20 protein-coding genes are annotated in these 24,369 nt (G+C 58.5%); 8 read left to right on the forward strand and 12 right to left on the reverse strand.

Annotated elements, in window-relative coordinates:
• The first annotated feature begins 54 nt into the window (after window positions 1–54).
• Window positions 55–2,070: a M3 family metallopeptidase gene (locus AC2FHX_RS06735; RefSeq protein ID WP_496700854.1), complete on the forward strand. Its 2,016-nt coding sequence runs from the start codon at window positions 55–57 to the stop codon at window positions 2,068–2,070.
• On the opposite strand, the gene AC2FHX_RS06740 is transcribed toward AC2FHX_RS06735, so the two are convergent.
• The 6 genes from AC2FHX_RS06740 to AC2FHX_RS06765 are packed head-to-tail and all read right to left on the reverse strand — an operon-like array spanning window position 2,067 to window position 8,630.
• Window positions 2,067–2,999 carry a 2-hydroxyacid dehydrogenase gene (locus tag AC2FHX_RS06740; protein ID WP_496700852.1) on the reverse strand — a complete coding sequence of 311 codons (933 nt, stop codon included), beginning with the start codon at window positions 2,997–2,999 and terminating at the stop codon, window positions 2,067–2,069. The genes AC2FHX_RS06735 and AC2FHX_RS06740 overlap by 4 nt on opposite strands.
• A 15-nt stretch (window positions 3,000–3,014) precedes the next feature.
• The gene (rodA, locus tag AC2FHX_RS06745) at window positions 3,015–4,154 is read right to left on the reverse strand and encodes a rod shape-determining protein RodA (protein WP_282021619.1); all 1,140 of its coding nucleotides are present in this window, start codon (window positions 4,152–4,154) and stop codon (window positions 3,015–3,017) included.
• Window positions 4,151–6,100: a penicillin-binding protein 2 gene (gene mrdA / locus AC2FHX_RS06750; protein ID WP_496688933.1), complete on the reverse strand. Its 1,950-nt coding sequence runs from the start codon at window positions 6,098–6,100 to the stop codon at window positions 4,151–4,153. The genes rodA and mrdA overlap by 4 nt, the downstream gene beginning before the upstream one ends.
• The gene (locus AC2FHX_RS06755) at window positions 6,100–6,633 is read right to left on the reverse strand and encodes a rod shape-determining protein MreD (RefSeq protein ID WP_142635595.1); all 534 of its coding nucleotides are present in this window, start codon (window positions 6,631–6,633) and stop codon (window positions 6,100–6,102) included. Before AC2FHX_RS06755 ends, mrdA begins: the two co-directional genes overlap by 1 nt.
• On the reverse strand, window positions 6,626–7,528 hold the full coding sequence (gene mreC / locus AC2FHX_RS06760) for a rod shape-determining protein MreC (RefSeq protein WP_496700849.1): 903 nt from the start codon (window positions 7,526–7,528) through the stop codon (window positions 6,626–6,628). The genes AC2FHX_RS06755 and mreC overlap by 8 nt, the downstream gene beginning before the upstream one ends.
• A 55-nt stretch (window positions 7,529–7,583) precedes the next feature.
• A complete protein-coding gene (locus AC2FHX_RS06765) occupies window positions 7,584–8,630 on the reverse strand; it encodes a rod shape-determining protein (RefSeq protein WP_142635599.1) in 1,047 nt (348 codons plus the stop codon).
• A 154-nt stretch (window positions 8,631–8,784) separates the two neighbouring features.
• Here AC2FHX_RS06765 and rlmJ point away from each other — a divergent pair, with 154 nt between their 5' ends.
• Entirely contained in the window at window positions 8,785–9,570 is a 786-nt protein-coding gene (gene rlmJ / locus AC2FHX_RS06770) for a 23S rRNA (adenine(2030)-N(6))-methyltransferase RlmJ (protein WP_496700847.1), read from the forward strand.
• 181 nt (window positions 9,571–9,751) lie between these two features.
• Here rlmJ and AC2FHX_RS06775 read toward each other — a convergent pair whose 3' ends face one another.
• Complete coding sequence (locus tag AC2FHX_RS06775; RefSeq protein ID WP_142635603.1) at window positions 9,752–11,323, reverse strand: 2-isopropylmalate synthase; 1,572 nt, start codon at window positions 11,321–11,323, stop codon at window positions 9,752–9,754.
• A 283-nt stretch (window positions 11,324–11,606) separates the two neighbouring features.
• On the opposite strand from AC2FHX_RS06775, the gene AC2FHX_RS06780 reads away from it, so the two are divergent.
• Complete coding sequence (locus AC2FHX_RS06780) at window positions 11,607–12,272, forward strand: SDR family NAD(P)-dependent oxidoreductase (RefSeq protein ID WP_496691762.1); 666 nt, start codon at window positions 11,607–11,609, stop codon at window positions 12,270–12,272.
• A gap of 6 nt (window positions 12,273–12,278) precedes the next feature.
• On the opposite strand, the gene AC2FHX_RS06785 is transcribed toward AC2FHX_RS06780, so the two are convergent.
• The gene (locus AC2FHX_RS06785; protein ID WP_496700844.1) at window positions 12,279–13,748 is read right to left on the reverse strand and encodes an MORN repeat-containing protein; all 1,470 of its coding nucleotides are present in this window, start codon (window positions 13,746–13,748) and stop codon (window positions 12,279–12,281) included.
• A 146-nt stretch (window positions 13,749–13,894) separates the two neighbouring features.
• Between AC2FHX_RS06785 and AC2FHX_RS06790 the strand changes: the two genes are divergently transcribed.
• The 3 genes from AC2FHX_RS06790 to AC2FHX_RS06800 all read left to right on the forward strand — a co-directional run bounded on the left by AC2FHX_RS06790 (window position 13,895) and on the right by AC2FHX_RS06800 (window position 17,576).
• A complete protein-coding gene (locus tag AC2FHX_RS06790; protein ID WP_496700842.1) occupies window positions 13,895–15,553 on the forward strand; it encodes an NAD+ synthase in 1,659 nt (552 codons plus the stop codon).
• A 288-nt stretch (window positions 15,554–15,841) separates the two neighbouring features.
• Window positions 15,842–16,093 (forward strand): hypothetical protein, encoded by a 252-nt coding sequence (locus AC2FHX_RS06795; RefSeq protein ID WP_496691760.1) that lies wholly within the window; start codon window positions 15,842–15,844, stop codon window positions 16,091–16,093.
• Between the two features lie 154 nt (window positions 16,094–16,247).
• The gene (locus AC2FHX_RS06800; protein ID WP_496700841.1) at window positions 16,248–17,576 is read left to right on the forward strand and encodes an NAD(P)/FAD-dependent oxidoreductase; all 1,329 of its coding nucleotides are present in this window, start codon (window positions 16,248–16,250) and stop codon (window positions 17,574–17,576) included.
• A 3-nt stretch (window positions 17,577–17,579) separates the two neighbouring features.
• On the opposite strand, the gene AC2FHX_RS06805 is transcribed toward AC2FHX_RS06800, so the two are convergent.
• On the reverse strand, window positions 17,580–18,512 hold the full coding sequence (locus AC2FHX_RS06805; protein ID WP_496700839.1) for an MBL fold metallo-hydrolase: 933 nt from the start codon (window positions 18,510–18,512) through the stop codon (window positions 17,580–17,582).
• Between the two features lie 140 nt (window positions 18,513–18,652).
• On the opposite strand from AC2FHX_RS06805, the gene gltX reads away from it, so the two are divergent.
• The gene (gene gltX, locus AC2FHX_RS06810) at window positions 18,653–19,978 is read left to right on the forward strand and encodes a glutamate--tRNA ligase (RefSeq protein ID WP_496700837.1); all 1,326 of its coding nucleotides are present in this window, start codon (window positions 18,653–18,655) and stop codon (window positions 19,976–19,978) included.
• A 51-nt stretch (window positions 19,979–20,029) separates the two neighbouring features.
• Here gltX and AC2FHX_RS06815 read toward each other — a convergent pair whose 3' ends face one another.
• Complete coding sequence (locus AC2FHX_RS06815; protein WP_142635620.1) at window positions 20,030–20,599, reverse strand: gamma-glutamylcyclotransferase family protein; 570 nt, start codon at window positions 20,597–20,599, stop codon at window positions 20,030–20,032.
• A 93-nt stretch (window positions 20,600–20,692) separates the two neighbouring features.
• Here AC2FHX_RS06815 and AC2FHX_RS06820 point away from each other — a divergent pair, with 93 nt between their 5' ends.
• Window positions 20,693–21,139, forward strand: a complete 447-nt coding sequence (locus AC2FHX_RS06820; protein WP_142635622.1) for an RrF2 family transcriptional regulator — start codon at window positions 20,693–20,695, stop codon at window positions 21,137–21,139.
• 2 nt (window positions 21,140–21,141) lie between these two features.
• Here AC2FHX_RS06820 and AC2FHX_RS06825 read toward each other — a convergent pair whose 3' ends face one another.
• Both AC2FHX_RS06825 and AC2FHX_RS06830 read right to left on the reverse strand, forming a co-directional pair.
• Window positions 21,142–23,670, reverse strand: a complete 2,529-nt coding sequence (locus AC2FHX_RS06825) for an ABC transporter permease (protein ID WP_496700835.1) — start codon at window positions 23,668–23,670, stop codon at window positions 21,142–21,144.
• Window positions 23,667–24,362 carry an ABC transporter ATP-binding protein gene (locus AC2FHX_RS06830; protein ID WP_496700833.1) on the reverse strand — a complete coding sequence of 232 codons (696 nt, stop codon included), beginning with the start codon at window positions 24,360–24,362 and terminating at the stop codon, window positions 23,667–23,669. Before AC2FHX_RS06830 ends, AC2FHX_RS06825 begins: the two co-directional genes overlap by 4 nt.
• Window positions 24,363–24,369: the final 7 nt, after the last annotated feature.

Here is a 24,369-nt window from a genome sequence, read left to right on the forward strand (position 1 = left end):
CTGCTCTGGATCGAACACGCCGTCGTTCTTAGGTAGGGGACAAAGGAGACTTCAATGACCAACCCGATTCTGTCCGCCTGGACCAGCGCGTTCGAAATTGCGCCGTTCGACACGATATCCGACACGGATTTCGCCCCGGCCCTGGACGCGGCCATGCAGGCCCATAACGCTGAGATTGGCGCGATTGCCTCTAACCCGGAGGCCCCGACTTTTTCCAACACGGTCGAAGCGCTGGAAGCTGCAGGAGAGATGATGGACAAGGTTCTGTCGGTATTCTTCACGGTCGCGGGCGCAGACAGCAATCCCTTGCGTGAGGAGTTGCAGCGCGAATTTTCACCCAAGCTGGCCGCGCATTTCTCAGGCATCTCATCGAATAAGGCGTTGTTTCAGCGGGTTGCCGATCTGTGGACGCGCAAGGATGAACTGGGCCTGACGGATGAGCAGGCACGCGTTCTGATGCTGTCGCATCGCGGGTTTGTGCGCGCTGGTGCGGCGCTTGAGGGAAACGAAGACACGCGGATGCAAGAGATCAAAGCGCGGCTTGCCTCGCTGGGGACGTCCTTCACCCAGAACCTTCTTGCCGATGAGCGCGATTGGTTCATGGAATTGTCCGAAGATGACCTACAGGGGCTTCCTGGTTTTGTGGTCAATTCTGCCCGGGCAGCGGGTGAGGAAAAGGGTGCAAAAGGACCGGTTGTCACCCTGTCCCGGTCACTGATCGTACCGTTTCTGCAGTTTTCACCGCGCCGGGATTTGCGCCAGAAAGCCTATCACGCATGGACTGCCCGGGGGGCAAATGGCGGCGAGACTGACAACCGGGAAATTGCCGCCGAAATCCTGCAGTTGCGTCAGGAACGTGCAAAGCTGCTGGGCTATGAAAGTTTTGCCGATTTCAAACTGGAAACCGAAATGGCCCGCACGCCCGACCGCGTCCGTGATCTGCTGATGCAGGTTTGGGAGCCTGCCAAAACGCGTGCCAATGCTGATGCTGAAATCCTGACGCAGATGATGCAGAATGATGGGGTGAATGGGCCTTTGGAGGCGTGGGACTGGCGTTACTACGCCGAGAAACGTCGCAAGGCTGAACACGATCTGGATGAGGCTGCGCTGAAACCGTACCTGCAGTTGGATCGCATGATCGAGGCCTCTTTTGCCTGCGCGAACCGTTTGTTCGGGCTGGAATTCAAGCAGTTGGACATACCGCTGTACCATCCGGACTGCCGGGCCTGGGAAGTGACACGGAACGGGCAACATATCGCGGTGTTCATCGGGGATTACTTTGCACGCGGCTCCAAACGGTCAGGCGCTTGGTGCAGCGCGATGCGCGGGCAGGCAAAGTTTCCCAAGGTGCAGGCTCCGGTCGTGATCAACGTCTGTAATTTCGCCAAGGGTGATCCGGCGCTGCTGTCTTATGACGACGCTCGGACTTTGTTCCATGAATTCGGCCATGCGTTGCACCAGATGCTGTCGAACGTGACCTATGAAAGCATCTCGGGCACCTCCGTTGCGCGCGACTTTGTCGAGCTGCCCAGCCAGCTATACGAACACTGGCTTGAAGTCCCAGAGGTTCTGGCCGAATTCGCCACTCATGCCGAAACCGGCGCGCCGATGCCGCAGGAGATGCTAAAGAAAGTGCTCAAGGCCGCCAATTTCGATCAGGGGTTCCAGACTGTAGAATATGTGGCCTCGGCGCTGGTTGATCTGGCCTTTCATGAGGGCGCTGTGCCCGACGATCCGATGGCGAGACAGGCAGAAGTTCTGGCGGATCTGGGAATGCCCACGGCAATCCGGATGCGCCATGCCACGCCGCATTTTGCGCATGTGTTTGCCGGTGACGGCTATAGCGCAGGCTATTACAGCTATATGTGGTCCGAGGTCATGGATGCAGACGCCTTCGCCGCGTTCGAAGAGGCGGGGGGCGCCTTTGATTCCGAACGCGCAAAAGCGCTGGAGGAAAATATCCTGTCCACTGGCGGTTCCCGCGAAGCCGAAGACCTGTATCTGGCCTTCCGCGGTCGTTTGCCGGGGGTTGAGGCCCTGCTGAAGGGGCGCGGCCTTATCGCAGCCTAATATCCCAATTCGCGGTCAACGAGGTGCAGGAAAGGCTCGCCCGCCTCACCTCTGCGAATATTTTCACAGATCACCTGCGCCGATGTAACGGGGCGGGTTTCAGAGGCAATGTGAGGCGTCACCGTGACGTTTGGATGCGTCCAATACGGGTGGCTCGCAGGCAGCGGCTCGACCCGGAAAACATCCAGCGTTGCGTGACCGATCTGGCCCGTATCCAGAGCTGCCAGCAAGGCTTGATCGTCGATCAGCGGTCCTCGGCCCGGGTTGATGATATGCGCACCCTTGGGCATCAGGGACAGGGTTTCGGCGTTCAGTGTGTTTTCCGTGGCAGGCGTATCGGGCAGCAATAAAACCGCGATTTCGGCCTGTGTCAGTGCCGCACGCAACCCATCCTCACCGTGAAAGCAGGTGACCCCGGGGATGGCCTTGGCCGAGCGGCTCCAGCCGGTAACGTTGAAATTCAGTGCAGACAGCGCGCGGGCTGCGGCCTCTCCCAATGCGCCAAGGCCCAGGATGCAGACGGTTCTGTCCGAGGCCAGCGGTGGTGGATCTGGGACCCAAACCCCATCCTGAACCGTGATGTGTCGGTCCATACCCAGATGATAGCGCAGCACGTGACCGACGACCCATTCGGTCATCCCCTGCGTCAACCCGTGGTCCACCATTCGCGCCAGCGGCACGGTCAGAGTGTCATTCTCGACGATGCTTTCGATCCCAGCCCAAAGGCTGAGCACGGCCTTGAGGCGGGTGTAAGGTGCAAAATCCCGTAAGCCGCTATTAGGCGCATAGACGACGTAATCCACCTGATCTGGTTCAAACGTGGTGCCTAGCTGAAACGCGACCCCGGCATTAGTCAGGTACTGTGTCATTAAGGGTTGATACACGGGCCATAGTTCGGGGCGTGCCGAGAACAGGATGTTTGCGGTCATAACGGGCCTTTCGGATCAGCGGGGGCGGTGAATATGGGCACTTTGGACGATGCCGAAAGCTGCCATCAAAACCAGCATGGCCGAACCGCCATAGCTGACCATCGGCAGGGGAACTCCTACGACTGGGGCCAAGCCCATGACCATCGACATGTTCACGGCAAAGAATAGGAAGAAGTTCAGTGCGATACCCAGCGTGACCAAAGAGGAAAACCTGTCTTTGGTTGTCAGGGCCGTAACCAGGCAAAAGATCAGGATCAGCCCATAGAGAACCAGCAGGGTGATGCCGCCGACAAATCCGAATTCTTCGGCCAGTGTCGTAAAGATGAAATCTGTGTGTTTCTCGGGCAGGAAGTTCAGGCGCGATTGTGTGCCCTGCATGAACCCGCGCCCGTTCCAGCCTCCGGACCCCAGCGCGATCTTGGACTGGGTGATGTGATACCCCGCGCCCAGCGGATCGGTGGAGGGATCAAGGAAGGTGTCGATCCGGCGGAACTGGTAATCCTTGAGCAACTGCCACTCGGTTCCGCGGCTGTTGAAGACCGTGGCGATCAGACCGACACCTGCGGCAATAACCGCAGCGAAATAGGCCCAGTGAACGCCGGCCAGAAACATCAGGCCTCCCCCCGCCGCCAGCAGCAGGATCGAGGTGCCGAGATCCGGCTGGCGCAACACCATGAAGGTGGGGATCAGGATCAGGATGACAGGGATCAGAACCCAAAGGGGGCGTGACGTTTTATGCGATGGGAGCCAGTCGTAATAGGCCGCAAGCACCATCACCAGTGCTACTTTCATCACCTCTGATGGCTGCAGGCGCATGAACCCCAGGTCGATCCAGCGTTGCGCGCCCATGCCAACCGTTCCGAACAACTCGACCACCACAAGTAGAGCGATCGAGGCCAGATAAGCCAGAACCGACATATTTCGCCAGAACCAGATCGGGACCAGTGCCACAGTGAACATCGCGATCAAGCCCAACCCAAAGCGTTCCATCTGAGGTTCGGCCCAAGGGGTCCATGATCCACCCGCCACCGAGTACAGCATCAAGAACCCTGCGCTGGCCACGCTGATCAGCAGCAGGGTCAGGGGCCAGTTCATATACAGGAACTTGCGGAACCCCGATGGCGTGGATTTGACGGCATATTCAAGATAGCTCATGCGCGGTCCTTCTGGGGCGGACGCGCTTTGGGGCGGCGGTCGCCCTCCAGCCGTTTTTGCTGTTCCTTGATACGCTCACGATCGGCGGCCGGATAGGCTTCGAGTGGTGGCGTACCGTTGTACAGCGCCTGCAGCATGATATCCCGTGCAACTGGTGCCGCGGCCTTCGACCCCCCCCCGCCATGTTCCACCACGACGGCTACGGCGTATTTCGGGTTGTCATAGGGGGCAAAGCTGACGAACAGCGCGTGGTCACGGCGTTCCCACGGCAGGTCTTCGTTGCGGATAACGCCAGCCGCACGCTCTGCCTTGGTGATATTGCGGACCTGGCTGGTGCCAGTCTTGCCCGCCATGCGGAACTCATCCGAAATGATGCGGCTGCGATAGGCCGTCCCGCGCCGGTCGTTCGAGACCGAAAACATTGCCTTGCGGACATATTCCAGATTAGTCCGATTGACCGCGAGCGGTTCCCCCGCGCCCGAGGGTTGTTCAACCCCATTGACCGAACGCACAAGGCGTGGCGAGACCGCACGCCCAGTTGCAATCCGGGCTGTCATGACGGCTAGTTGCAGCGGTGAGGCCAGCATAAAGCCCTGACCGATTGAGGCATTGGCAGTGTCACCTACCAGCCATTCTTCGCCGTGGACACGCTCTTTCCAAGCCTGATTGGGGGCAAGCCCTGCAGCCACTGCGGACATCGGGATATCGTGTTTCACGCCCAGCCCAAAGATACGAGCCATGTCGGAGATATTGTCGATGCCTGTGCGCAGGGCAACGTCGTAATAATACACATCGCAGCTGCGTTTCAGAGACAGACCAAGATCAACTGTACCATGCCCGCCGCGTTTCCAACAATGGAACCGGCGACTGCCGACTTTCAAGTGGCCGGGGCAGTAAACAGTGTTTCCAGGACCGATGACCCCAGCCTCAAGCGCGGCCATGGCGGTGATCATCTTAAAGGTCGAGCCGGGTGGATAAGTGCCCTGTACAGTCTTGTTGGCCAACGGGCGATAGTTGTCTTGTGTCAGAGCCCGGTAATCGGCAACCGAGATTCCGCGCACAAAAAGGTTGGGATCAAAGCTGGGTGCGGAACTGATGGCGCGGATATCACCGGTCTCACAGTCGATCACCACTGCTGCGGCGCTTTCACCAGCCAAACGGGCCTGAGCGTATTGTTGAAGATCGGCATCGACCGACAGTTGCAAATCAGCCCCGGCCAAACCTTCTTGACGGTCAAGTTCACGCATCACGCGGCCGGTGGCGTTCACTTCGACGCGTTTGGCGCCTGCTTTGCCGCGCAGACTGATTTCCTGTTTGGCCTCAAGCCCGACCTTGCCGATCTGAAAACGGGGAATGCGCAGAACGGGTTCCGGATCTTCTATCTGACTGAGGTCGTAATCGCTGACCGGTCCGACATAGCCGACGATATGCGCGAAATCCTCATATCTGGGATATTGCCGGGTCATCCCGACCTCGGGTGTGACACCGGGCAGGGCGGGGGCGTTGACGGCAACTTTCGAGATATCTTCCCAGGTGACTTGATCGGCCAGAGTGACCGGCAGGAACGGGGCCGATCTGCGCATTTCGGTCATGGCGCGTTCGACCTCATCCTCGGTCAGTGGGATCAGTTCAGAAAGCTTGGAGATGACGGCTTCAACATCGCCCGCATCTTCGCGCACCATGACGATACGGTAGGACGGAGAGTTTTGCCCGATGATCTGCCCGTTGCGATCGTATATTCGACCACGAGTGGGCGGGATCAGGCGGATGTTAATCCGGTTTTCCTCGGCCAACAGGCGGTATTCGTCAGCCTGATCTACCTGCATAAACCGCATCCGGGCAGCCAGACCCCCGATAAAAGCGGCTTGCAGGCCTCCAAGGATCAGCGCACGGCGTGGCAAACGTTTATAGGCGAGGCCCTGTGACTTAGGTTTGCGCTGTTTCATTACCGCCCTCCCGACAGGCCAGGGTCAGAAGGTGCGACACGACGCACACCAAAACCGTTCTGACTGAGCAGAACGATCAATGGGTAGATCCCGATTGTCAGAACCACTTGCACCACGACCATCCCCAATGCCGCTTGTTGCACGGACAGAATAGCAAGAATGACGCGATTCAGGAAAAAAACAGCTGTGATCACGACGGCAACGGTGGTCCATTCGCCCAAAAAGCCCGCGTCGCGCAACCCGGGAGTTGCGGACCGAAGATAGGCAGTACCCAACACAACAAGCGCGGCCAGCAAGCCGGGGGGACGTTGAAACAGAAGGTCGGCTGCCAGCATGATCAGGGCGACCAGCAGGGTTGGCACATATTCGGGTCGCCGCAGAACCCAGGCAAAGGTCAACGCAATCAGGAAATCCGGAAACGGCCAGCGATCCGGCTGCGTGTCCAGTGGCAGCAGGTGCAGGAACAAGACCAGCAGCGCCAACAGCAGATACAGGCCACGTTTGAGCCACAGATTGGACGCGGCACTATCCATCGCCGGTCTCCGTCGGTGTCAGTGCCGCCTCGGGTTGGCGTGGGCCGACAATTCCTCCGGGGTCCTGAATAAGTGGCGCAGACTGATAGCGTAGCACTCTTAGAAATTTGAGCCGTTCAAAATCTGCAGACAGCCGCACCCGCAGGCGGCCACCCGGATCAGCGGTAATCTGACCGATCAGCAGGCCGCCAGGGAAAACGCCGCCATCCCCCGAGGTCACAACCCTGTCGCCCGGGCGCACCAGTTCGCGGTTCTCCAGAAACTCAACCACAGGCGCGGCGGTGTTGTCCCCGGCAATCAGAGCGGTCTGCCCCGACGGTTGAATCGTGGCAGGTATCGCGCTGGATGCGTCGGTCATCAGGATCACCCGTGCGGTATCTGGACCAACACCCGAGATACGACCGACAACGCCAATCCCGTCCATGGTGGCCCATCCATCCATGATTCCGTCACGCTCGCCCACGTTCAACAGAACCGACTGCCGGAACGGAGAACCGCTATCGGCCATGACGACCCCGGTAATGTAGGTCAGGCGCGGATCGAGACGCACATTGTTTAGATCCAGAAGCCGGGCATTTTCCTGCTCAAGTTGCAGTGCGGCCTCTTTCCAGGCGCGCATCAGACGCAACTCGCTGCGCAATTCCTGGTTCTGCTCGCTCAGGCGTTGATAGCTCTGAAAATCCCGTGCCAGATTGACCGCAGCGGTAACCGGAACCATCGCCCAATCCATCGAGGGCACCACGTTGTTGACAACCTGCGCCCGAAACCGTTCGACGCGAGGGCTGTCAATGCGCCAGACCAGAAAGATGCCCAGAAGGCACAGAACCACGATCCCCAGCAGCAGACGGCGGAGCGGGGTGGTGTATTCATCGCGCTGTGATCGGTCCTTTGCCACAGGACTCCTTCCCGTGCTGCTCGCGCCCGAATGTACCCTTTAGAGGGTGCGCGCCTTAGCTTTCGTAGTCAATCGCGTGGCGCAGCTGTTTTTCGTATTCCAGTGCCTTGCCGGTGCCCAAAGCCACACAGTTCAGGCTTTCATCAGCAATTGACACGGCCAGACCTGTCTGTTCCCGCAGTGCCAAATCCAAATCGCCCAACAAAGCACCGCCACCGGTCAGCATGACGCCGCGGTCCACGATATCTGCGGCCAGATCAGGCGGCGTGGTTTCAAGTGCGGTCATAACGGCTTCGCAGATTGCCTGAACCGGTTCCGACAGGGCCTCGGCGACCTGCGCCTGGCTGATTTCGATTTCTTTGGGCACGCCATTCAACAGATCGCGGCCACGGATATGCATCGACTGGCCGCGCCCGTCATCAGGCATACGGGCGGTTCCGATGGTGGTCTTGATCCGCTCGGCGGTGGATTCACCCACCAACAGGTTCTGCTGGCGGCGCAAGTATGAGATAATCGCCTCATCCATTCGGTCTCCGCCAACGCGGACCGAACGGGCATAGACAATGTCGCCCAGCGACAGAACGGCAACCTCGGTGGTGCCGCCGCCGATATCCACGACCATGTTGCCGGTCGGGTCAGTGATGGGCATTCCTGCACCAATAGCCGCAGCGATGGGTTCGGCGATCAGGCCCGCCCGGCGAGCGCCTGCGGACATAACCGATTGGCGAATGGCCCGTTTTTCAACAGGCGTAGCACCATGGGGGACGCAGACAATGATTTTGGGCTTTGAGAATGTGGAGCGTTTATGCACCTTACGAATAAAGTGCTTGATCATTTCTTCAGCGGTGTCGAAATCCGCAATCACGCCTTCGCGCATGGGGCGGATCGCTTCGATCGAACCAGGGGTTCGGCCCAGCATCAGCTTGGCATCCTCACCGACGGCGAGGACTTTCTTAACCCCATCCTTGACGTGGTAAGCCACAACTGAAGGTTCCGACAGGATCACACCGCGCCCTTTGACATAAACAAGCGTATTTGCTGTTCCAAGGTCGATCGCCATGTCCGCTGAGAACAAGCCGCCCAGATTGCCAAAGATGCCCATGTTGTACTGATCCCGTTCGTCAGAATTTCTACTGCCCGCGACTCGACGGTTCCGGGACGGATGTCTTATAGGGTGCCATCTCGCCCGGTAAAAGGGCTGATTCCGCGTAACTCAGCACCTTTCCGCCTTATTGAGAGGGACTTTAGAAGGCAACATGCTCTCTTATCAACACATTTACCACGCCGGGAATCTGGCTGATGTTCAAAAGCACGCTCTTTTGGCATGGGTACTGGACTATCTGACGCGAAAAGATAAGCCGATAACCTATCTGGAAACCCATTCCGGGCGTGGCCTGTACCAGCTAGACGCAGCAGAAGCCGTGCGCACAGGCGAGGCAGCCGTAGGTATCAAGCGAGCGCAGCGCGAAGGGTGGTTTCCATCTGATCATCCTTTGTCTCTGGCGTTGGCCAAGGTCCATGAACGGCACGGAGAAAACAGCTATGCCGGTTCACCGCTGATCGCGGCCAACCTGCTGAGGGATCAGGACAGTCTGCATTTCGCAGAGCTGCACCCGCAGGAATACGCGGCATTGTCGATGACCATGTCCCCCTTTGGGGCAAAGGAGTACAAACAGGACGGGTATGAGCTGGCGCAGTCTTTGCTGCCACCAACGCCGCGGCGCGGGATGCTGTTGATTGATCCCAGCTATGAGGTGAAGGCGGATTATGACCGGCTACCGGGCGTGATCTCAAAACTGCACCGTAAATGGAATGTGGGCGTCATCGCGCTGTGGTATCCGATCCTGTCCGATCAACGTCAGGCCCCGATGGTTGCCGCGTTGAAGGCGCAGGGTTTTCCCAAGGCGATCCGTCATGAAGTCCGGTTTGCACCTGCGCGGGAAGGTCACCGAATGGTCGGATCAGGGATGTTTCTGCTGAACGCGCCCTTTGGCATCCAAGATGAAATGGACCGTCTGTCAGAGCTGTTCAAAGGGCTGTGACGCCAGTCTGATTTCGGACCACAAGGTTCTCCCGCCTCATCTGCCAGCATCTAAAGATGCCGTCAAACGTGTTGGGCCCGGCAGCGCGCCGCATGCGCGCTGCCGGGCCCAAAGCCGCAAGGGCGTCCGGTGTAGCCGGGCGCCCGCGGGTGCGGGAGCCCTTGGGAGTTTCATCTGGCGGTCAGGTCAGGTCCTTATAGCTGATTTCACGCGTGTCTGCACCTGGCCCGGCCTTTTCACGGCGCATGATCAGGCGGTTCAGTGCGTGGATATAGGCCTTGGCGGATGCCACGACCGTATCGGTATTCGCTGACTGACCGGTGGCGATCATGCCGTCCTCTTCCAGCCGAACCGATACGGTTGCCTGCGCATCAGTACCCTCGGTCACAGCATGGACCTGATACAGTTGCAGGCGGGCGGTGTTGGGATAGATTCGGCGAACGGCTTTGAAGGTGGCATCGACTGGACCGTCGCCATGTTCGGTCGCGACAATGTCCTTGCCATCCACTTCCAGCTCGACCGTCGATTCCGCCTGACCGCCGGTGCCGCAGGTGACTTTCATCGAAACCAACTGCAGGCGATCGTCGGCCTCATCATCCTGGCTCATCAACGCGATCAGGTCGTCGTCAAAAACCTCTTTCTTGCGGTCGGCCAGATCCTTGAACCGCACGAAGATGTCCTTGAGCTGATTGTCACCGACCTCAAAGCCGAGCGTTTCCAGCTTGTCGCGCAACGCAGCCCGGCCCGAGTGTTTGCCAAGCGGCAGAGAGGTGCCCGACAGGCCGATATCTTCAGGGCGCATGATCTCGAAATTCTCTCGGTTCTTCAGCATGCCGTCCTGATGGATTCCGCTTTCATGCGCAAAGGCATTCTTGCCGACGATGGCTTTGTTGAACTGAACCGGGAAGCCCGCAACCGTCGCAACCCGGCGCGAGATATGCATGATCTTGGTGGTGTCGATGCCGGTATGCCACGGCATGATGTCATTGCGGGTGCGCAGCGCCATCACAACTTCTTCCAGCGCAGTATTGCCCGCACGCTCGCCAAGGCCATTGATGGTGCACTCGATTTGACGCGCACCACCAGCGACAGCCGCCAGTGAGTTCGCCGTCGCCATGCCAAGATCGTTGTGGCAATGGGTGGCAAACACCACCTCATCCGCGCCCGGAACCGTTTCGATCAGGCGCTTGATCAGGTCAGCGGATTCGACAGGTGCCGTGTAACCGACAGTGTCGGGGATGTTGATCGTTGTGGCACCGGCCTTGATCGCGATCTCGATCACACGGCACAGATAATCCCACTCGGTCCGGGTCGCATCCATCGGCGACCACTGTACATTTTCGCACAGGTTGCGGGCGTGGCTGACGGTTTCGTGGATCTTGTCGGCCATCTCGTCCATGGTCAGGTTCGGAATGGCACGGTGCAGCGGCGAGGTGCCGATGAAAGTGTGGATGCGGTTCTTGCCAGCGTGTTTGATCGCCTCCCAGCAGCGGTCGATATCAGCGAAATTCGCACGGGCCAACCCACAGATGCGGCTGTTTTGTGATCGCTCGGCAATCTCGCTGACGGCTTTGAAGTCGCCTTCTGATGCGATCGGGAAACCGGCCTCGATGATGTCGACACCCATCTCGTCCAGCAGTTCCGCGATTTCCAGCTTTTCGGCATGGGTCATGGTCGCGCCGGGGCTCTGCTCGCCGTCGCGCAAAGTGGTGTCAAAGATCAAGACGCGGTCTTGGTCGGTCACATTGGTCATGGGATTCTCTTTCTTCTTCTGTCCTAAAGCCTATGGCGCGCGGGCGTCCTCCTCTGAGCGGGCGCGCCGGGTGGCACGCTCAGAGGCGGATTAGGATCAGTAGGCCACGCAGAGACGCACCGCAGGGGGCGGTGTCGGCAACAAGGATATCTGCGCGGTTGATCATGGGGTTGAGCTTATACAGCGCATGCGGGGAATGAAAAGTAGGAATTTCATGCAGACGTCAAAACCTGCACGAACCGTGACGGTTGATTGCCGAATGAAGACCGCTAGTTGATCCGGAATGGAGAAAGCTCTCATCATAGGTGCCTCGGGTGGTATCGGTGCCGCGCTGCAAAGGCTGTTGACCATGCAATCCGTAGACGTAACCACCTTGTCGCGTTCTGCTGATGGTTTCGACCTCACGAATGTCGAAGCTGTCGGCCCGGCTCTGGAAGCATTGCAATGCCCGTTTGACATGATCTTCATTGCGACGGGTGCTTTGGAAATCAATGGTGCACAGCCAGAGAAGTCCATCAGATCAATTTCAGCGCAAGCAATGATGGACCAGTTTGCCCTGAATGCGGTTGGTCCGGCCCTTGTGCTGTCACACGCTGCGCGGCTGCTACCACGGGGCAGGCGATCTGTCGTGGCGGTGTTGTCCGCCCGCGTCGGATCAATCGGAGATAACCAGCTGGGGGGATGGATCAGCTATCGGGCCTCAAAAGCTGCGGCCAATCAGATTGTGCGCACATCCGCGATTGAGCTGGCCCGCACCCACAAACAGGCGATCTGTGTGGCCCTGCATCCGGGCACAGTGCGTACAGAATTCACGCGCAAATATGTCGGGCGACACCCGACCGTTGAATCGGATGAAGCCGCGCGTAACCTGCTGAGCGTAGCCAGGGCGCTTGTGCCCGCAGACACTGGCGGGTTCTTCGACTGGGCTGGAAAACCTGTGCCGTGGTGAGACCCGCTAACCGTCAGAGGCAGGGCTGGTTGCCGTTGTCGCGCTGTCGTCTGCCGGAGCACTCTCCTTCGGCTCGCTGGTGTTTTCACCCGGCAGAACACCGTTTTCCCAGACGCCGGTTTCTTCTTTGCCGTCAGCATAGCGCATCGTGCCGTCACCGTGGCGTTTGTTGTCCAAAAACCCACCTTCGTACACGTCACCAGTCGCATAGGTAGCGGTTCCGGTGCCGCTGATCTTCCCCTCGACCCAACCGCCTGTATAGGTGAAGCCGCGCGGTGTGGTTATCGATCCTTGCCCGTGGCGCTGCCCATCTTTGAAATCGCCCTTGTAGGTCGTTCCGTCCGGGAAGCTGGCTTTGCCCTCGCCCTGGCGCGCACCGTCGACCCAATGGCCTTCATATTTGTACCCGTTTGCAAATGTCAGAACACCGGTGCCGTGGTTCAGACCGTTCTTGAACTGCCCATCGTAGATGGCGCCGTTCGGGTAAGTGGCCTTGCCCTGACCCTCGAAGACGCCGGCGATCCAGTCGCCGTCGTAAATCAGGCCATCAGGATAGGTGTGCATTCCTTTGCCATGGGGCAGGTCTGCACTGAAATCACCGACATAGGTCGAACCGTCAGGATAGGTCAGCTCTCCGAGGCCCTCAATCTGGCCGTCTTTCCATTCACCAGTATAGTCGAACCCGTCCGTGCCCAGAAAACGGCCTTTGCCGTGGCGGCGATCATCGTGATAGTCACCTTCGTAAATGGCGCCACTGGCATAGGTTGCCTTGCCCTTGCCTTGTCGGCGCCCATCAAAAAAGTCGCCTTCATACAAATCGCCATTGGCTTGCAGTAGACGGCCTTTTCCGGTCATGCGATTTTCGGACCAGTCACCCGTATAACTCATACCTTCCGGCCGCGTCAGGCTACCTGTTCCATGACGCTTGCCGTCTTTGATATCGCCCTCATACACGTTGCCTTTGGCTGAGGTTATCTTGCCTTTGCCCTGCTTGACCCCGTCGACCCAGTCGCCCTCGTACACCTCTCCGGTCGGGTCGGTCAGAGTGCCTTTGCCGTGGTGCCGGGCATTCTTGAACCCACCTTCGTATTTCGCTCCGTTGGCATAGACGGCGACTCCTTGGCCGTTGAACGAGCCATCGGCCCATTCCCCTTCATAGCTGCCACCATCAGCATAGACGATCGTTCCGAACCCTTCGGGTTGACCGTTGGCAAAGGCGCCCTGATAGATCGACCCGTTAGCATAGCGCGCGATACCCTGACCCTGAATTTCGCCTTCGATCCATTCGCCTTCGTATTCGAAACCATCTGGCAACTGGTAGGTGCCGGTTCCGTGCCGCAGGCCATTTAGGAACGTGCCTTCGTATACGCCGCCCACTTCGTCATCGTCCACGACTACCTGATCGTTCTGCGCGAAGGCGGTCAGCGCTGACAGGGTCAATGCAACTGCGGCGATTGAAGTGCGAAAAACGTTCATGTTTGGTCCTGTCTGCGCGAGCATCGTGCTTTTGCGCAAAACTAGGATACCGACGCAGGCAGGGCAACGGCTTTTGCCTTATTGGTCTTTCACTCGCGGTGCGATCTGGTAAATGGCAATAGGACAGACGAGGGCAAGAGGGCAGTATGGCCGACCGTTTCCGTATCACTCTGGCGCAACTCAATCCCATTGTCGGGGATTTGGAAGGCAATGCGGCCAAGGCTTTTTCTGCGTGGGAGCAGGCGCGCGAGGCTGGTGCCCAACTTGTTGCTTTCCCCGAGATGTTCATCACCGGCTATAATACGCAGGACCTTGTGATCAAGCCCGCGTTCTACAAAGCCGCAATGAAAGCTGTTGAGGCGCTTGCGGAACGTTGCGCCGATGGACCTGCGATTGCGATCGGTGGGCCGTGGTTCGAAGATGACCGGCTGTATAACGCCTATCTCATCCTCAAGAACGGCAGGATCAGCAGTAAAGTGCTGAAACATCACCTGCCGAATGAGACAGTCTTTGACGAAGTGCGCCTGTATGATTCCGGCCCGCTGGGCGGTCCCTATTCGATTGGCAACTCTCGGATCGGCAGCCCAATCTGCGAGGACAGCTGGCATCCGGATGTTGCCGAGACGCTGGAGGAGACAGGAGCCGAGTTTCTGCTGATCCCCAACGGCTCGCCTTATTTCCGAAACAAATATGATGTGCGCCTGAACCATATGGTGGCGCGCGTGGTTGAGACCGGATTGCCGCTGATTTACCTGAACATGGTCGGAGGGCAGGACGATCAGGTCTTTGACGGGGCGACCTTCGGGTTGAATCCAGGCGGAGAACTGGCATTCCGAATGCCTGTGTTCGACGAAGCGATAGCGCATGTGGATCTTGAACGCGGCGATGCAGGTTGGCGCATAATTCCGGACGAGATTGTGCCGCAGCCAGATGCGTGGGAGCAGGACTATCGCGCGATGGTCCAGTCTCTGCGTGATTACATGGCCAAAACCGGGTTCAAAAAGGGTGTTCTGGGTCTCTCTGGCGGCGTTGATTCAGCCCTTGTCGCGGCAATAGCGGTGGATGCGATTGGCGCTGAAAATGTTCGCTGCGTGATGTTGCCGTCGGAATATACCAGCCAGGATTCTTTGGATGATGCCGAAGCGGTGGCTAAGTCGTTGGGTGTTCACTATGATTTCGTCCCTATTGCACAGGGGTGCGCGGCGATCACGGATACGCTTGCCCCATTGTTTGCCGGGCGAGACGAAGATCTGACCGAAGAAAACATCCAGTCCCGCCTGCGGGGGCTGTTGCTGATGGCCCTGTCGAACAAGTTCGGCGAGATGCTGCTGACCACAGGCAACAAATCCGAAGTCGCCGTTGGATATGCCACGATCTATGGGGATATGAACGGTGGTTATAATCCAATCAAAGACCTGTACAAAACCCGCGTGTTCGAGACTTGCCGCTGGCGCAATGCCAATCATCGCGGCTGGATGAAAGGCCCCGAGGGTGAAGTCATCCGACCCTCGGTCATCGACAAACCTCCTAGTGCCGAGTTGCGCGAAGACCAGAAGGACAGTGACAGCCTGCCGGATTATCCGGTTCTGGACGCCATTCTGGATATATTGGTTGATCAGGATGGGTCGATCGCGGATTGCGTGGCCGCCGGGTTCGGAGAAGCCGTTGCGCGCCGGATCGAACATTTGGTCTATATCAGCGAATATAAACGGTTTCAGTCCGCCCCGGGGACACGTTTGACCAAGCGGGCATTCTGGCTGGATCGCAGGTATCCTATCGTGAATCGTTGGCGCGACAGGACCTGACGCCTTACAGGAATCACCATTTTGACGCGAAAACTGTTTCCATTTTATGGGCAATAACCGCTTGCTTCTGGAACTGTTTTTATTTTTGAGTGCAGTGGCTTAGATTCTCTTGGGCGTATCCGAGCTCCACTTGATACCCGGTCTTTTTTTTGCCACATTTTAGCTTGATTGTTGCCCCATGTGGGGCGGATGCGACGCATTGTGGGAAATAGGTGTTTATGAGCTTTCCCTTCGGTCTTTAGCGACGCGTCCGAAATTGGATGTCTGAGTTAACGATTTGGTGCCATTATGTACGATGAATACGATAAACCGCTTCATTCACCGCCAAAATGGCGGTCTATGCAATCCGAAGGTCGGTCTCTGGATGAGGCAAAGGTAGATGCTGCCATTGCCAATTTGTTGAATGAAGAGGTGCCCAAAGAGGAATCCACGACGGTAGGCCCCGGCGCGCAGTTTCTGGAAACAGAAGCCGAGGTGCCGGAAGGCGGTATCGCTACCTCTTTACGTCAGAAACTGGCTGAATTGTGCGGCGCGGCCTGAAGTTTTCAAAATCCTGAATTAGATGCGCTGGCTTGCCACGTTGGCCGAATGGTCACAGGCCTGAGCAATAGTCATTGAAGCGAAGTTTCTTCTGTTGCGTCTGTCCTGATCCCGCGCCTTCATTGCGGTCCGTGCAATGAATTATGAGCGGTTGATGCCTGGCCCCAAGCCTAATGCTGTTGAACCCGATCTAAAGCTGCCAAAAGCCGTTGATGTTGTTGTCATTGGTGGAGGAATTATTGGGGCTTCAACTGCCCTCGAACTGTCAGAGCGGGGAATGTCTGTCCTTCTGTGCGAAAAGGGACAAATTGCCGCCGAGCAGAGTTCGCGGAACTGGGGATGGGTGCGTTTGGGTATGCGCGATCCTCGGGAAATCCCGCTGATGCAGGAATCACAGCGTATCTGGGCGCAGCTCGATCAACGCACCGGGCGCAAGACAGGTTTCACACAGGCCGGTATCCTGTTCGGCGCCTCTGGCAAGCGGGAACAGAGCAATCTTGAACGCTGGCTTCGCCATGTGGAGGGGTTGAATACTGGGGCAAGGATGGTGTCCGGGGCTCTGTTGGCGGAACTTATGCCAGACCATCAGACTGGGTTGGATTGCGCATTGTTTATGCCGCAAGACGGTAGGGCGGAACCGCAATGGGCTGCACCCGCAATCGCCGAAGCTGCGCGTGACCGGGGGGCCCTGTTGATGACCAACTGTGCAGTGCGCTGTCTGGATACAGAGGCGGACCGTGTCGTCGGTGTCTTCACAGAACGCGGTCGCGTGGCCTGCGGCAATGTCGTACTGGCGGGCGGTGCGTGGTCGCGCTTGTTTGCAGGGAATGCCGGAGTTGATTTTCCACAACTGAAGGTGCTGAACACCGTATTCCGAACCTCTCCGGTTTCCGGTCCTGAGGCCGCCTTGTGGTCGGACGATTTTGCAATACGCAAGCGGGACGACGGAGGGTATACGATTGCGTCCGGGCACGAAAACACCGTTGATATCGTGCCGGATAGCCTTCGCTTGGCGTGGCAATTTCTTCCTGCATATCGTCAGGAGTGGCGGTCGCTGCGGTTTCGGTTGTCCAAGCGGTGGGCCGAAGAGGCGGGGCAGGACCGGAGCTGGTTGCCCACGGATGTGACTCCGTTCGAACATTGCCGCGTTCTGGATCCCGAACCGTCGCGCCGGGCATTGCGGCAAGCTTGGAAAAGCGCAACCAAGGGCATTCCCGCGCTAAAACAGGCTGAAATCGTTCAAAGCTGGGCGGGTATGATTGATGTCACCCCGGATGCGATCCCGATCATTTCACCCGTCGACCACAAGCCGGGCCTGTTCATCTCGACGGGGTTTTCGGGTCATGGATTTGGGATCGGGCCCGGTGCCGGGCGGCTGATGGCCGATTTGGTCTCGGCCAGTGACCCTTGTGTTGATCCGGCCGATTTCCGCCTGTCCCGCTTTACGGACGGGTCGAAAATTCGGCCGGACCCAGGGTTTTAAACGTTAACCCATCATCTGATAGCTGACCGGGACAAACCGGAACCCATCGCCGCGCGTCTCGACGTAACCGGCTGCGGGGAAGGGCATGTGATATCCGATCATCGGGATTTTGTCTGCTGCCAGCATCCCCAACACATTACGACGAGAAGCGGCGGCTGCGGCTTTGTCCATGTCGAATTTCACCTCCCACTCGGGTTGGGCGAAGGACCAGACATAGTGATTGGCCAGATCGGCCGTCAGCACCAGACGTTGACCGTTGCTTTCCAGATGAAAGACCGTGTGTCCGGGGGTATGCCCATGCGCTGAAACGGCGGTTATTCCGGACAGAACCTCGCCGCCATCGCCGACAAAGGTCATCTTTTCGGCCATTGGGGTCACTTTGGCGGCGACCAGATCGCCGACCCGATTGCCGGAATCCTGCGCGGCCCAAAAGTCATACTCGGATGATGCGGTGACATAGCGCGCATTCGGGAAAGTCGGCGCGTCATTTGTGGTCATGCCGCCAATATGGTCAGGGTGCATATGGGTGATGATGACGACGTCGATTTGATCCGGGCTCACGCCTGCATCTGCCAGTGCCGCCTGAATGCCGCCTTGCCCAAGGCCAGTATCAAACAGCACAAGTTCAGACCCGGTATTGACCAGCGTTGGTGTGAAAAAGAACTGGGCTTTATCGGCAGGAATAAAATTCTGGGCCGATACGTTTGCAAATTCCTCATCCGTGGCACCGCCGCCGAATATCTCTTTGGCGCCATCGCGCGGCAGGCTGCCATCCAGCAGGGTGGTTACGGTGAAATCGCCCAACTGGAACGATTTCGCGATGGTTGAATTCGCTTTGGTATCGCTTGCTGCAGCCAGGATGGGGGTAGCAGCTGATGCAAAAGGCAATGCTGCCGCCGCGCCCAGTGCGGCCCTACGAGTCAGTGTAACGGTCATTTTGAGATCTCCCTGTGTGTGCCAGCACTTTGAAGATAGGGTATCGCCCGAGGATTGCCACCTGACGTTGGCGTGAACCGGTGCGGTGGCTGGACAATTTGCCCATCCTGTGAGAAGAGCCGCGCCAACAGGAGACTCCTATGACAACCACCCGTTTCGCCCCGTCGCCCACCGGTTACATCCATGTGGGCAACCTGCGCACAGCGCTGATGAACTACTTGATTGCCCGCAAGGCCGGCGGCACGTTCATCCTGCGTATCGACGACACAGACCCCGAGCGGTCGAAGGAAGAATATGTCGATGCCATCAAGCAGGACCTCGAGTGGCTGGGCCTGCATTGGGACCGGGTCGAACGACAGTCCGAGCGTCTGGACCGCTATGCCGAGGCAGCCGACAAGCTGCGCGAGATGGGCCGGTTCTATGAAGCCTTCGAAACCCCGACCGAGCTGGACCTCAAGCGCAAGAAGCAGCTGAATATGGGCAAGCCGCCGGTTTATGACCGCGCAGCATTGAATCTTAACGACGCCGAGAAAGACGCGCTGCGGGCCGAACGTGGCAACGGTGTCTGGCGCTTTAGGCTGGATCATGAACGGATCGAGTGGACCGACGGCATTCTGGGCGATATTTCGATTGATGCGGCCTCAGTCTCTGACCCGGTTCTGATCCGGGGCGACGGTCAAGTTCTGTACACGATTGCGTCGGTGGTCGATGATACCGAAATGGGTGTGACCGATGTGGTGCGTGGCTCGGACCATGTGACAAATACCGCGACACAGATTCAGATCATCCAAGCGCTGGGTGGTACTTGCCCGCGTTTTGCACATCATTCTCTGCTGACCGGCCCCCAGGGCGAGGCGCTGTCTAAGCGACTGGGCACGCTGGCTCTGCGTGATCTGCGCGAGCAGGGCGTACAGCCGTTAGCATTGCTCAGCTTGATGGCGCGTCTGGGCTCATCCGACCCGGTTGAGTTGCGGACAGAGATGGCCGAGCTGATCGATGGATTTGACATTGGTCGTTTTGGTGCCGCGCCGACCAAGTTTGACGTTCAGGACCTGTTTCCGTTGACGGCAAAACACCTGCAATCTTTGTCATTGGCCGACGTTGCAGATGCTGTGGCAGATGCGGGCGTACCGGTCGAACTGGCCGAACCGTTCTGGGCCATGGCCCGCGAGAACATCACCACTCTGGCAGACCTGAGAGGGTGGTGGGAGCTGTGCCTTAACGGCGCCGAACCACTGATTGCCGATGAAGACCGAGAGTTCATCACCGAGGCCGTGGCGTTGTTGCCAGAAGGCCCGTTCGACGGCGCGACCTGGGGGCAGTGGACCAGCGCGGTGAAAGACGCGACAGGCCGCAAGGGCAAGAGTCTGTTCATGCCTTTGCGCAAGGCACTGACAGGAATGGAGCGCGGCCCCGAGATGGCCACCCTGTTGCCCCTTCTGCAGGTGATCCGCGCGCGCGGCTGATCTTAGTGCGTTAGATTGTGATAAGGCGTGGTCTGCTGGCCGCGCCTTTTTCTATAAGGTCTTTACGATCTGGGCTGCTATTCGCTTCAGCCGATCATCCACAAAACAAGTCTCATCCGGTTTCAATGCCTGGTGGCGCGGATACCGCGGCTCTGCCCGGTCATTCAGGATCGGGGCGTCCCAGCCATCAGTGGTGGCAAAAAAGCGATCGGCGCCCTCGGACCCGAACGCACGCAAATAGCCCTGCACAACCACATCGATATAGCTCATCAGCAGGGGGTGGCGCCGGCTGGCCGCGGATTGACGGTCATCAGGTACGGCATAAACAGCGATCTCAACCTCGTGTGGCAGAGAATGGGTGACGGCCTTAGTCGCTGGAACGCGGTCGTAGGCCCACTCACGTTGATCCAGCGCGTCCCAGTCATTGCCCGGGACATGGGCAATCATGCCGTCGATTTCAGAAGTGGGATCCGGAATGGCAGTCAGGAAAGCGACCGGGCGCAAATCGGTATGCCGCCAGGCCCGCCGCCATCCCTTCAACTGCGCGGGATGCGGGTCGGGGAAATCGTGGGTCGCGAGGTTCACGAGGCTGCCGTAGCCAAAGAAATAGGGATCTGCCATGCGGGATCACTTCTGACCGGGAATTGATGTATGTCAAACCGCTTTTTTGCCCAACATGCAATAAGGCAGCATGTTGAACTTAGGGAGGCAAACATGCGGATAACCAAGCGGACAAATATTGCTGTGCGCCTACTGATGTATTGTGCAGCAAATCCAGACAGGTTGGTGACCAAATCCGAGATCGCAAAGGCCTGCAATATCTCGGAAAACCACTTGGCGCAGGTGATCAACCAACTCAGCCAGTTAGATTATCTGAGCACTCATCGCGGTCGCAATGGTGGTATGGTACTCGCTAGATCTGCTGATCAGATACGGATCGGTTCGGTTTTTCGACATATCGAGGGCGACTTGCCGATTGCCGAGTGCTTTGCGGATGCCGACAATACATGCCCGCTCACCAACGCCTGCCGGCTGCGCCTTGCGCTGCGGGACGCGGCCGAGGTCTTTTATGCCTCGCTGGACGAAATCACGCTGGATTCGCTGGTGTGTGACAATGCAAATCTGCTGACGATTTTGCAGCCCGTCGCCTGCGTCCGATAAACTCAGTCGCTGGCGCGCAAGATGCGCGCCGGGCGAACGGCAAGGGGTTTCAAGGCAAAGATCAACCCCGCGCCCAGCGTGACGATGATCCCGGCCAATACGATGCCGATGGCAGATGGCCAAATGACGTCAAAGCTGGTGTCGAAAATATATGTCGCAACCGCCCAGCCGCCGAGGATGCCCACCATCAGGGCTACAATTCCAGCGGCAGACCCCAGCAGAACAGCCCGAAGGGCAAAGCTGATCAATATGCGCCGTCGGTCGGCACCGATGGTCTTCAGGACTGCGGCCTCGTACCGCCGGGCTGGTTCACCCGCTGCCGCGGCGCCGATCAGGACCAGAAAGCCGGTTAGCAGCGATACACCAGCCCCATAAGACGTCGCAGCGGCCAACCCGGCCAGCAGACCCGAGACCCGGTCAATCGCATCGCGGACACGGATTGCGGTGATATTGGGGAATTTACCCGCCAGATCACGAAGGATCGCGGCTTCGGCCTGCTCTTCGGCATAGACGGTGGCAATGAAGCTATGCGGGGCGCCGGCCAGGGCCGACGGGTTCATGGACATGATGAAACCCATCCCGGCGGTCGAGAAATCCACCTCGCGCAGAGAGGTGAGCTCTGCGGTGATGTCGCGCCCCAATATGTTGACGGTCAGTTGGTCACCCAGCTTCAGGCCCATCTCTTCGGCCTCTTCAGCGGCGAAGCTGACCTGAGGCGTTCCGGAATAGTCTTCGGACCACCATTCCCCGGCGGTGACCCGTGCGTTCGAGGGCGGGGCGTCGGAATAGGTGACCCCGCGGTCGCCTTCCAGTACCCAGTGGTCCCCGGCGACCTCAATCGCGGGCTGCCCGTTAATCTGTGTGATGATCCCGCGCAGCATGGGCGCGCTTTGGATCCGGCTTACGGCAGGGTCGTTTTCCAGCCGTTCGGTAAAGCCAGGCATCTGCTCTTTCTGGATATCGACGAAGAAATAAGAAGGGGCGACATCGGGCAGGTTTCCTGAAATCGCGTTTCGCAGCGTGCCGTCGATCTGCCCGACTGCGGCCAGAACCGACAGGCCCAGCCCCAGTGACAGGACAACCGATGCGGCTCCTTCGCGTGGGTCGGAAATGGCAGACAGGGCCCATCGCAGGGGCGGATTCCCTCGAGCGGGTTTTGTGGTCAAGCGTGCCAGTTTGCGGATTGCCAGCGCCGCCACCGAAAGCAGAACCAACGCTCCGGCCAACCCGCCGCTGGTCCAAAGGGTCAGGCGCGCCGATCCGCTGAAAAAGGCGGCTGCGCTGATCAGCGCCGCAAGCCCGATGCCTGTGGCAAGAACATATTTTGCACGAGGCAAGAAGCGCGCCGAAGACAGCGCATCGCGAAACAGGGTGGCTGCACGGACTTCTTCAGTACGGGCAAGGGGCCAGAGTGTGAATAAAAAGGCGGTGAGCACGCCGTAAAGCGCGGCTTCAGCCAGAGGCTGCGGATAGAACGAGAACACTGCGGGCACAGGCAGGCGAGTTTCGATCAGCGGCGCAAGCAGTAGAGGCACCGATCCACCCAATATGATGCCCAGAAAAATGCCGATGCCAGAGAGAATACCGATCTGGATCAGATAAGTCTGAAACACGGTCGCCCGATCGGCACCCAAAGTACGCAAGGTAGCAATGGTTTCAGTCTTTTGCGCCAGATAGGCGCGCACCGCTGCAGATACGCCGATGCCGCCAACAGCCAGCCCGGATAGTCCAACCAGAACCAGAAAAGCGCTGAGCCGGGCAACAAATTCTGAAATGCCGGGGGCACCGTTCCGTGCATCGGTCCACCGCATTCCGCTGCCTTCAAGGGCTTCGCTTGCCTGCGCCGAAAAAGCTGTAAGATCAGACCCCGGCGGCAGATCCAGACGGTATTTGGTGGAAAACAGAGTACCCGGTGCCAATAATCCGGAATTCAGCAAGTCCTTTGTGCGGATCAGCGTGCGCGGACCCAATCCAAACCCGTCTGCCGCCCCGTCCGGTTCGTGGATCAGGGCTGCCATCAGGACAAATTCCTGAGTTCCAAGTGAAAACCGATCCCCTACGGATAGCTGAAGCCGGTCGATCAGAGCGGCAGCCATTACGGCACCGGGCGCCCCTTGCTGGCCTGTAAAGGCGTCACGCAGGGGCATCTGTGGCTCTAGTATGGGCTTGCCCAACAATGGATAGGAGTCGTCAACGGATTTGACCTGCGTAAGCGCCCGCTGTGGGTCACTATTCTGCTGCGCGACTGCCATTGACCGAAAATCGACGACTTCGGAGATGGCTAAGGCCGCGTCGTTCATCCATGCACGCTCAGCCTCATCCGCAAAGCGATAGGTGAATTCCAGCTGTGCATCCCCGCCCAGCAGAGCCGCGCCTTCTTGCGTCAGTCCGGTTTGGATGGCGTGGCGGACCGAACCCACAGCGGCAATGGCAGCGACCCCAAGTGCAAGACAAGCCAGAAACACCCGAAATCCGCGCAGACCTCCGCGCAGTTCCCGCCGCGCCAGCCGCCCGGCCATCCGCAGGCTCATTCGGCAGCCTCTTGCCTTGTGTCATCGGCAATCCTTCCATCGCGCAGCCGGACAACACGGTCACATCTGCGCGCAAGGCTGTGGCTATGGGTCACCAGAACCAAAGTAGCACCATGCCTGTCGCGCAGGCCAAGCAGCAGGTCAATGATGGCGGCTCCGTTTGTTTCGTCCAGATTGCCGGTAGGCTCATCCGCCAGCAGGATCTGTGGTCGCGGGGCAGAGGCACGGGCTAGCGCGACGCGCTGCTGCTCTCCACCGGAGAGCTGCGCCGGATAATGGTCGCGTCGATGCGTCAGCCCTACGGACTCCAATTCGGCTTCGGCCCGTTGAAAGGCATCTTTGTGACCGGCCAACTCCAGCGGTGTGGCCACGTTCTCAAGGGCGGTCATCGTGGGGATCAGGTGGAAATTCTGAAATACAACGCCCATGCTGTTGCGTCGGAATCGCGCGAGCTCGTCTTCGTTCATGCGGGTCAGATTTTGGCCGAGTGCGGTTATCTGGCCGCCCGTCGCCTGTTCCAGCCCGCCCATCAGCATCAGTAACGACGATTTTCCTGACCCGGACGGCCCAATCAGACCCAGTGTCTCGCCCTTGTGTACGGAAAGCGTGATGTCGTGCAGGATATCTACCTGACCGGCATTGCCATCCAGCGATAAAGCGGCATTTTCAAGCGATAGAACAGTTGCGATCATGGGTTGG

Source organism: Ruegeria sp. CDSC042 (assembly GCF_059610745.1).

Bases quoted from the DNA above. Each gene is read 5' to 3' on its own strand.
- AC2FHX_RS06735 (WP_496700854.1), top strand. From the start codon at position 55: ATGACCAACCCGATTCTGTCCGCCTGGACCAGCGCGTTCGAAATTGCG.
- AC2FHX_RS06740 (WP_496700852.1), bottom strand. From the start codon at position 2,999: ATGACCGCAAACATCCTGTTCTCGGCACGCCCCGAACTATGGCCCGTG.
- rodA (WP_282021619.1), bottom strand. From the start codon at position 4,154: ATGAGCTATCTTGAATATGCCGTCAAATCCACGCCATCGGGGTTCCGC.
- mrdA (WP_496688933.1), bottom strand. From the start codon at position 6,100: ATGAAACAGCGCAAACCTAAGTCACAGGGCCTCGCCTATAAACGTTTG.
- AC2FHX_RS06755 (WP_142635595.1), bottom strand. From the start codon at position 6,633: ATGGATAGTGCCGCGTCCAATCTGTGGCTCAAACGTGGCCTGTATCTG.
- AC2FHX_RS06765 (WP_142635599.1), bottom strand. From the start codon at position 8,630: ATGGGCATCTTTGGCAATCTGGGCGGCTTGTTCTCAGCGGACATGGCG.
- rlmJ (WP_496700847.1), top strand. From the start codon at position 8,785: ATGCTCTCTTATCAACACATTTACCACGCCGGGAATCTGGCTGATGTT.
- AC2FHX_RS06775 (WP_142635603.1), bottom strand. From the start codon at position 11,323: ATGACCAATGTGACCGACCAAGACCGCGTCTTGATCTTTGACACCACT.
- AC2FHX_RS06780 (WP_496691762.1), top strand. From the start codon at position 11,607: ATGGAGAAAGCTCTCATCATAGGTGCCTCGGGTGGTATCGGTGCCGCG.
- AC2FHX_RS06785 (WP_496700844.1), bottom strand. From the start codon at position 13,748: ATGAACGTTTTTCGCACTTCAATCGCCGCAGTTGCATTGACCCTGTCA.
- AC2FHX_RS06790 (WP_496700842.1), top strand. From the start codon at position 13,895: ATGGCCGACCGTTTCCGTATCACTCTGGCGCAACTCAATCCCATTGTC.
- AC2FHX_RS06795 (WP_496691760.1), top strand. From the start codon at position 15,842: ATGTACGATGAATACGATAAACCGCTTCATTCACCGCCAAAATGGCGG.
- AC2FHX_RS06800 (WP_496700841.1), top strand. From the start codon at position 16,248: ATGCCTGGCCCCAAGCCTAATGCTGTTGAACCCGATCTAAAGCTGCCA.
- AC2FHX_RS06805 (WP_496700839.1), bottom strand. From the start codon at position 18,512: ATGACCGTTACACTGACTCGTAGGGCCGCACTGGGCGCGGCGGCAGCA.
- gltX (WP_496700837.1), top strand. From the start codon at position 18,653: ATGACAACCACCCGTTTCGCCCCGTCGCCCACCGGTTACATCCATGTG.
- AC2FHX_RS06815 (WP_142635620.1), bottom strand. From the start codon at position 20,599: ATGGCAGATCCCTATTTCTTTGGCTACGGCAGCCTCGTGAACCTCGCG.
- AC2FHX_RS06820 (WP_142635622.1), top strand. From the start codon at position 20,693: ATGCGGATAACCAAGCGGACAAATATTGCTGTGCGCCTACTGATGTAT.
- AC2FHX_RS06825 (WP_496700835.1), bottom strand. From the start codon at position 23,670: ATGAGCCTGCGGATGGCCGGGCGGCTGGCGCGGCGGGAACTGCGCGGA.
- AC2FHX_RS06830 (WP_496700833.1), bottom strand. From the start codon at position 24,362: ATGATCGCAACTGTTCTATCGCTTGAAAATGCCGCTTTATCGCTGGAT.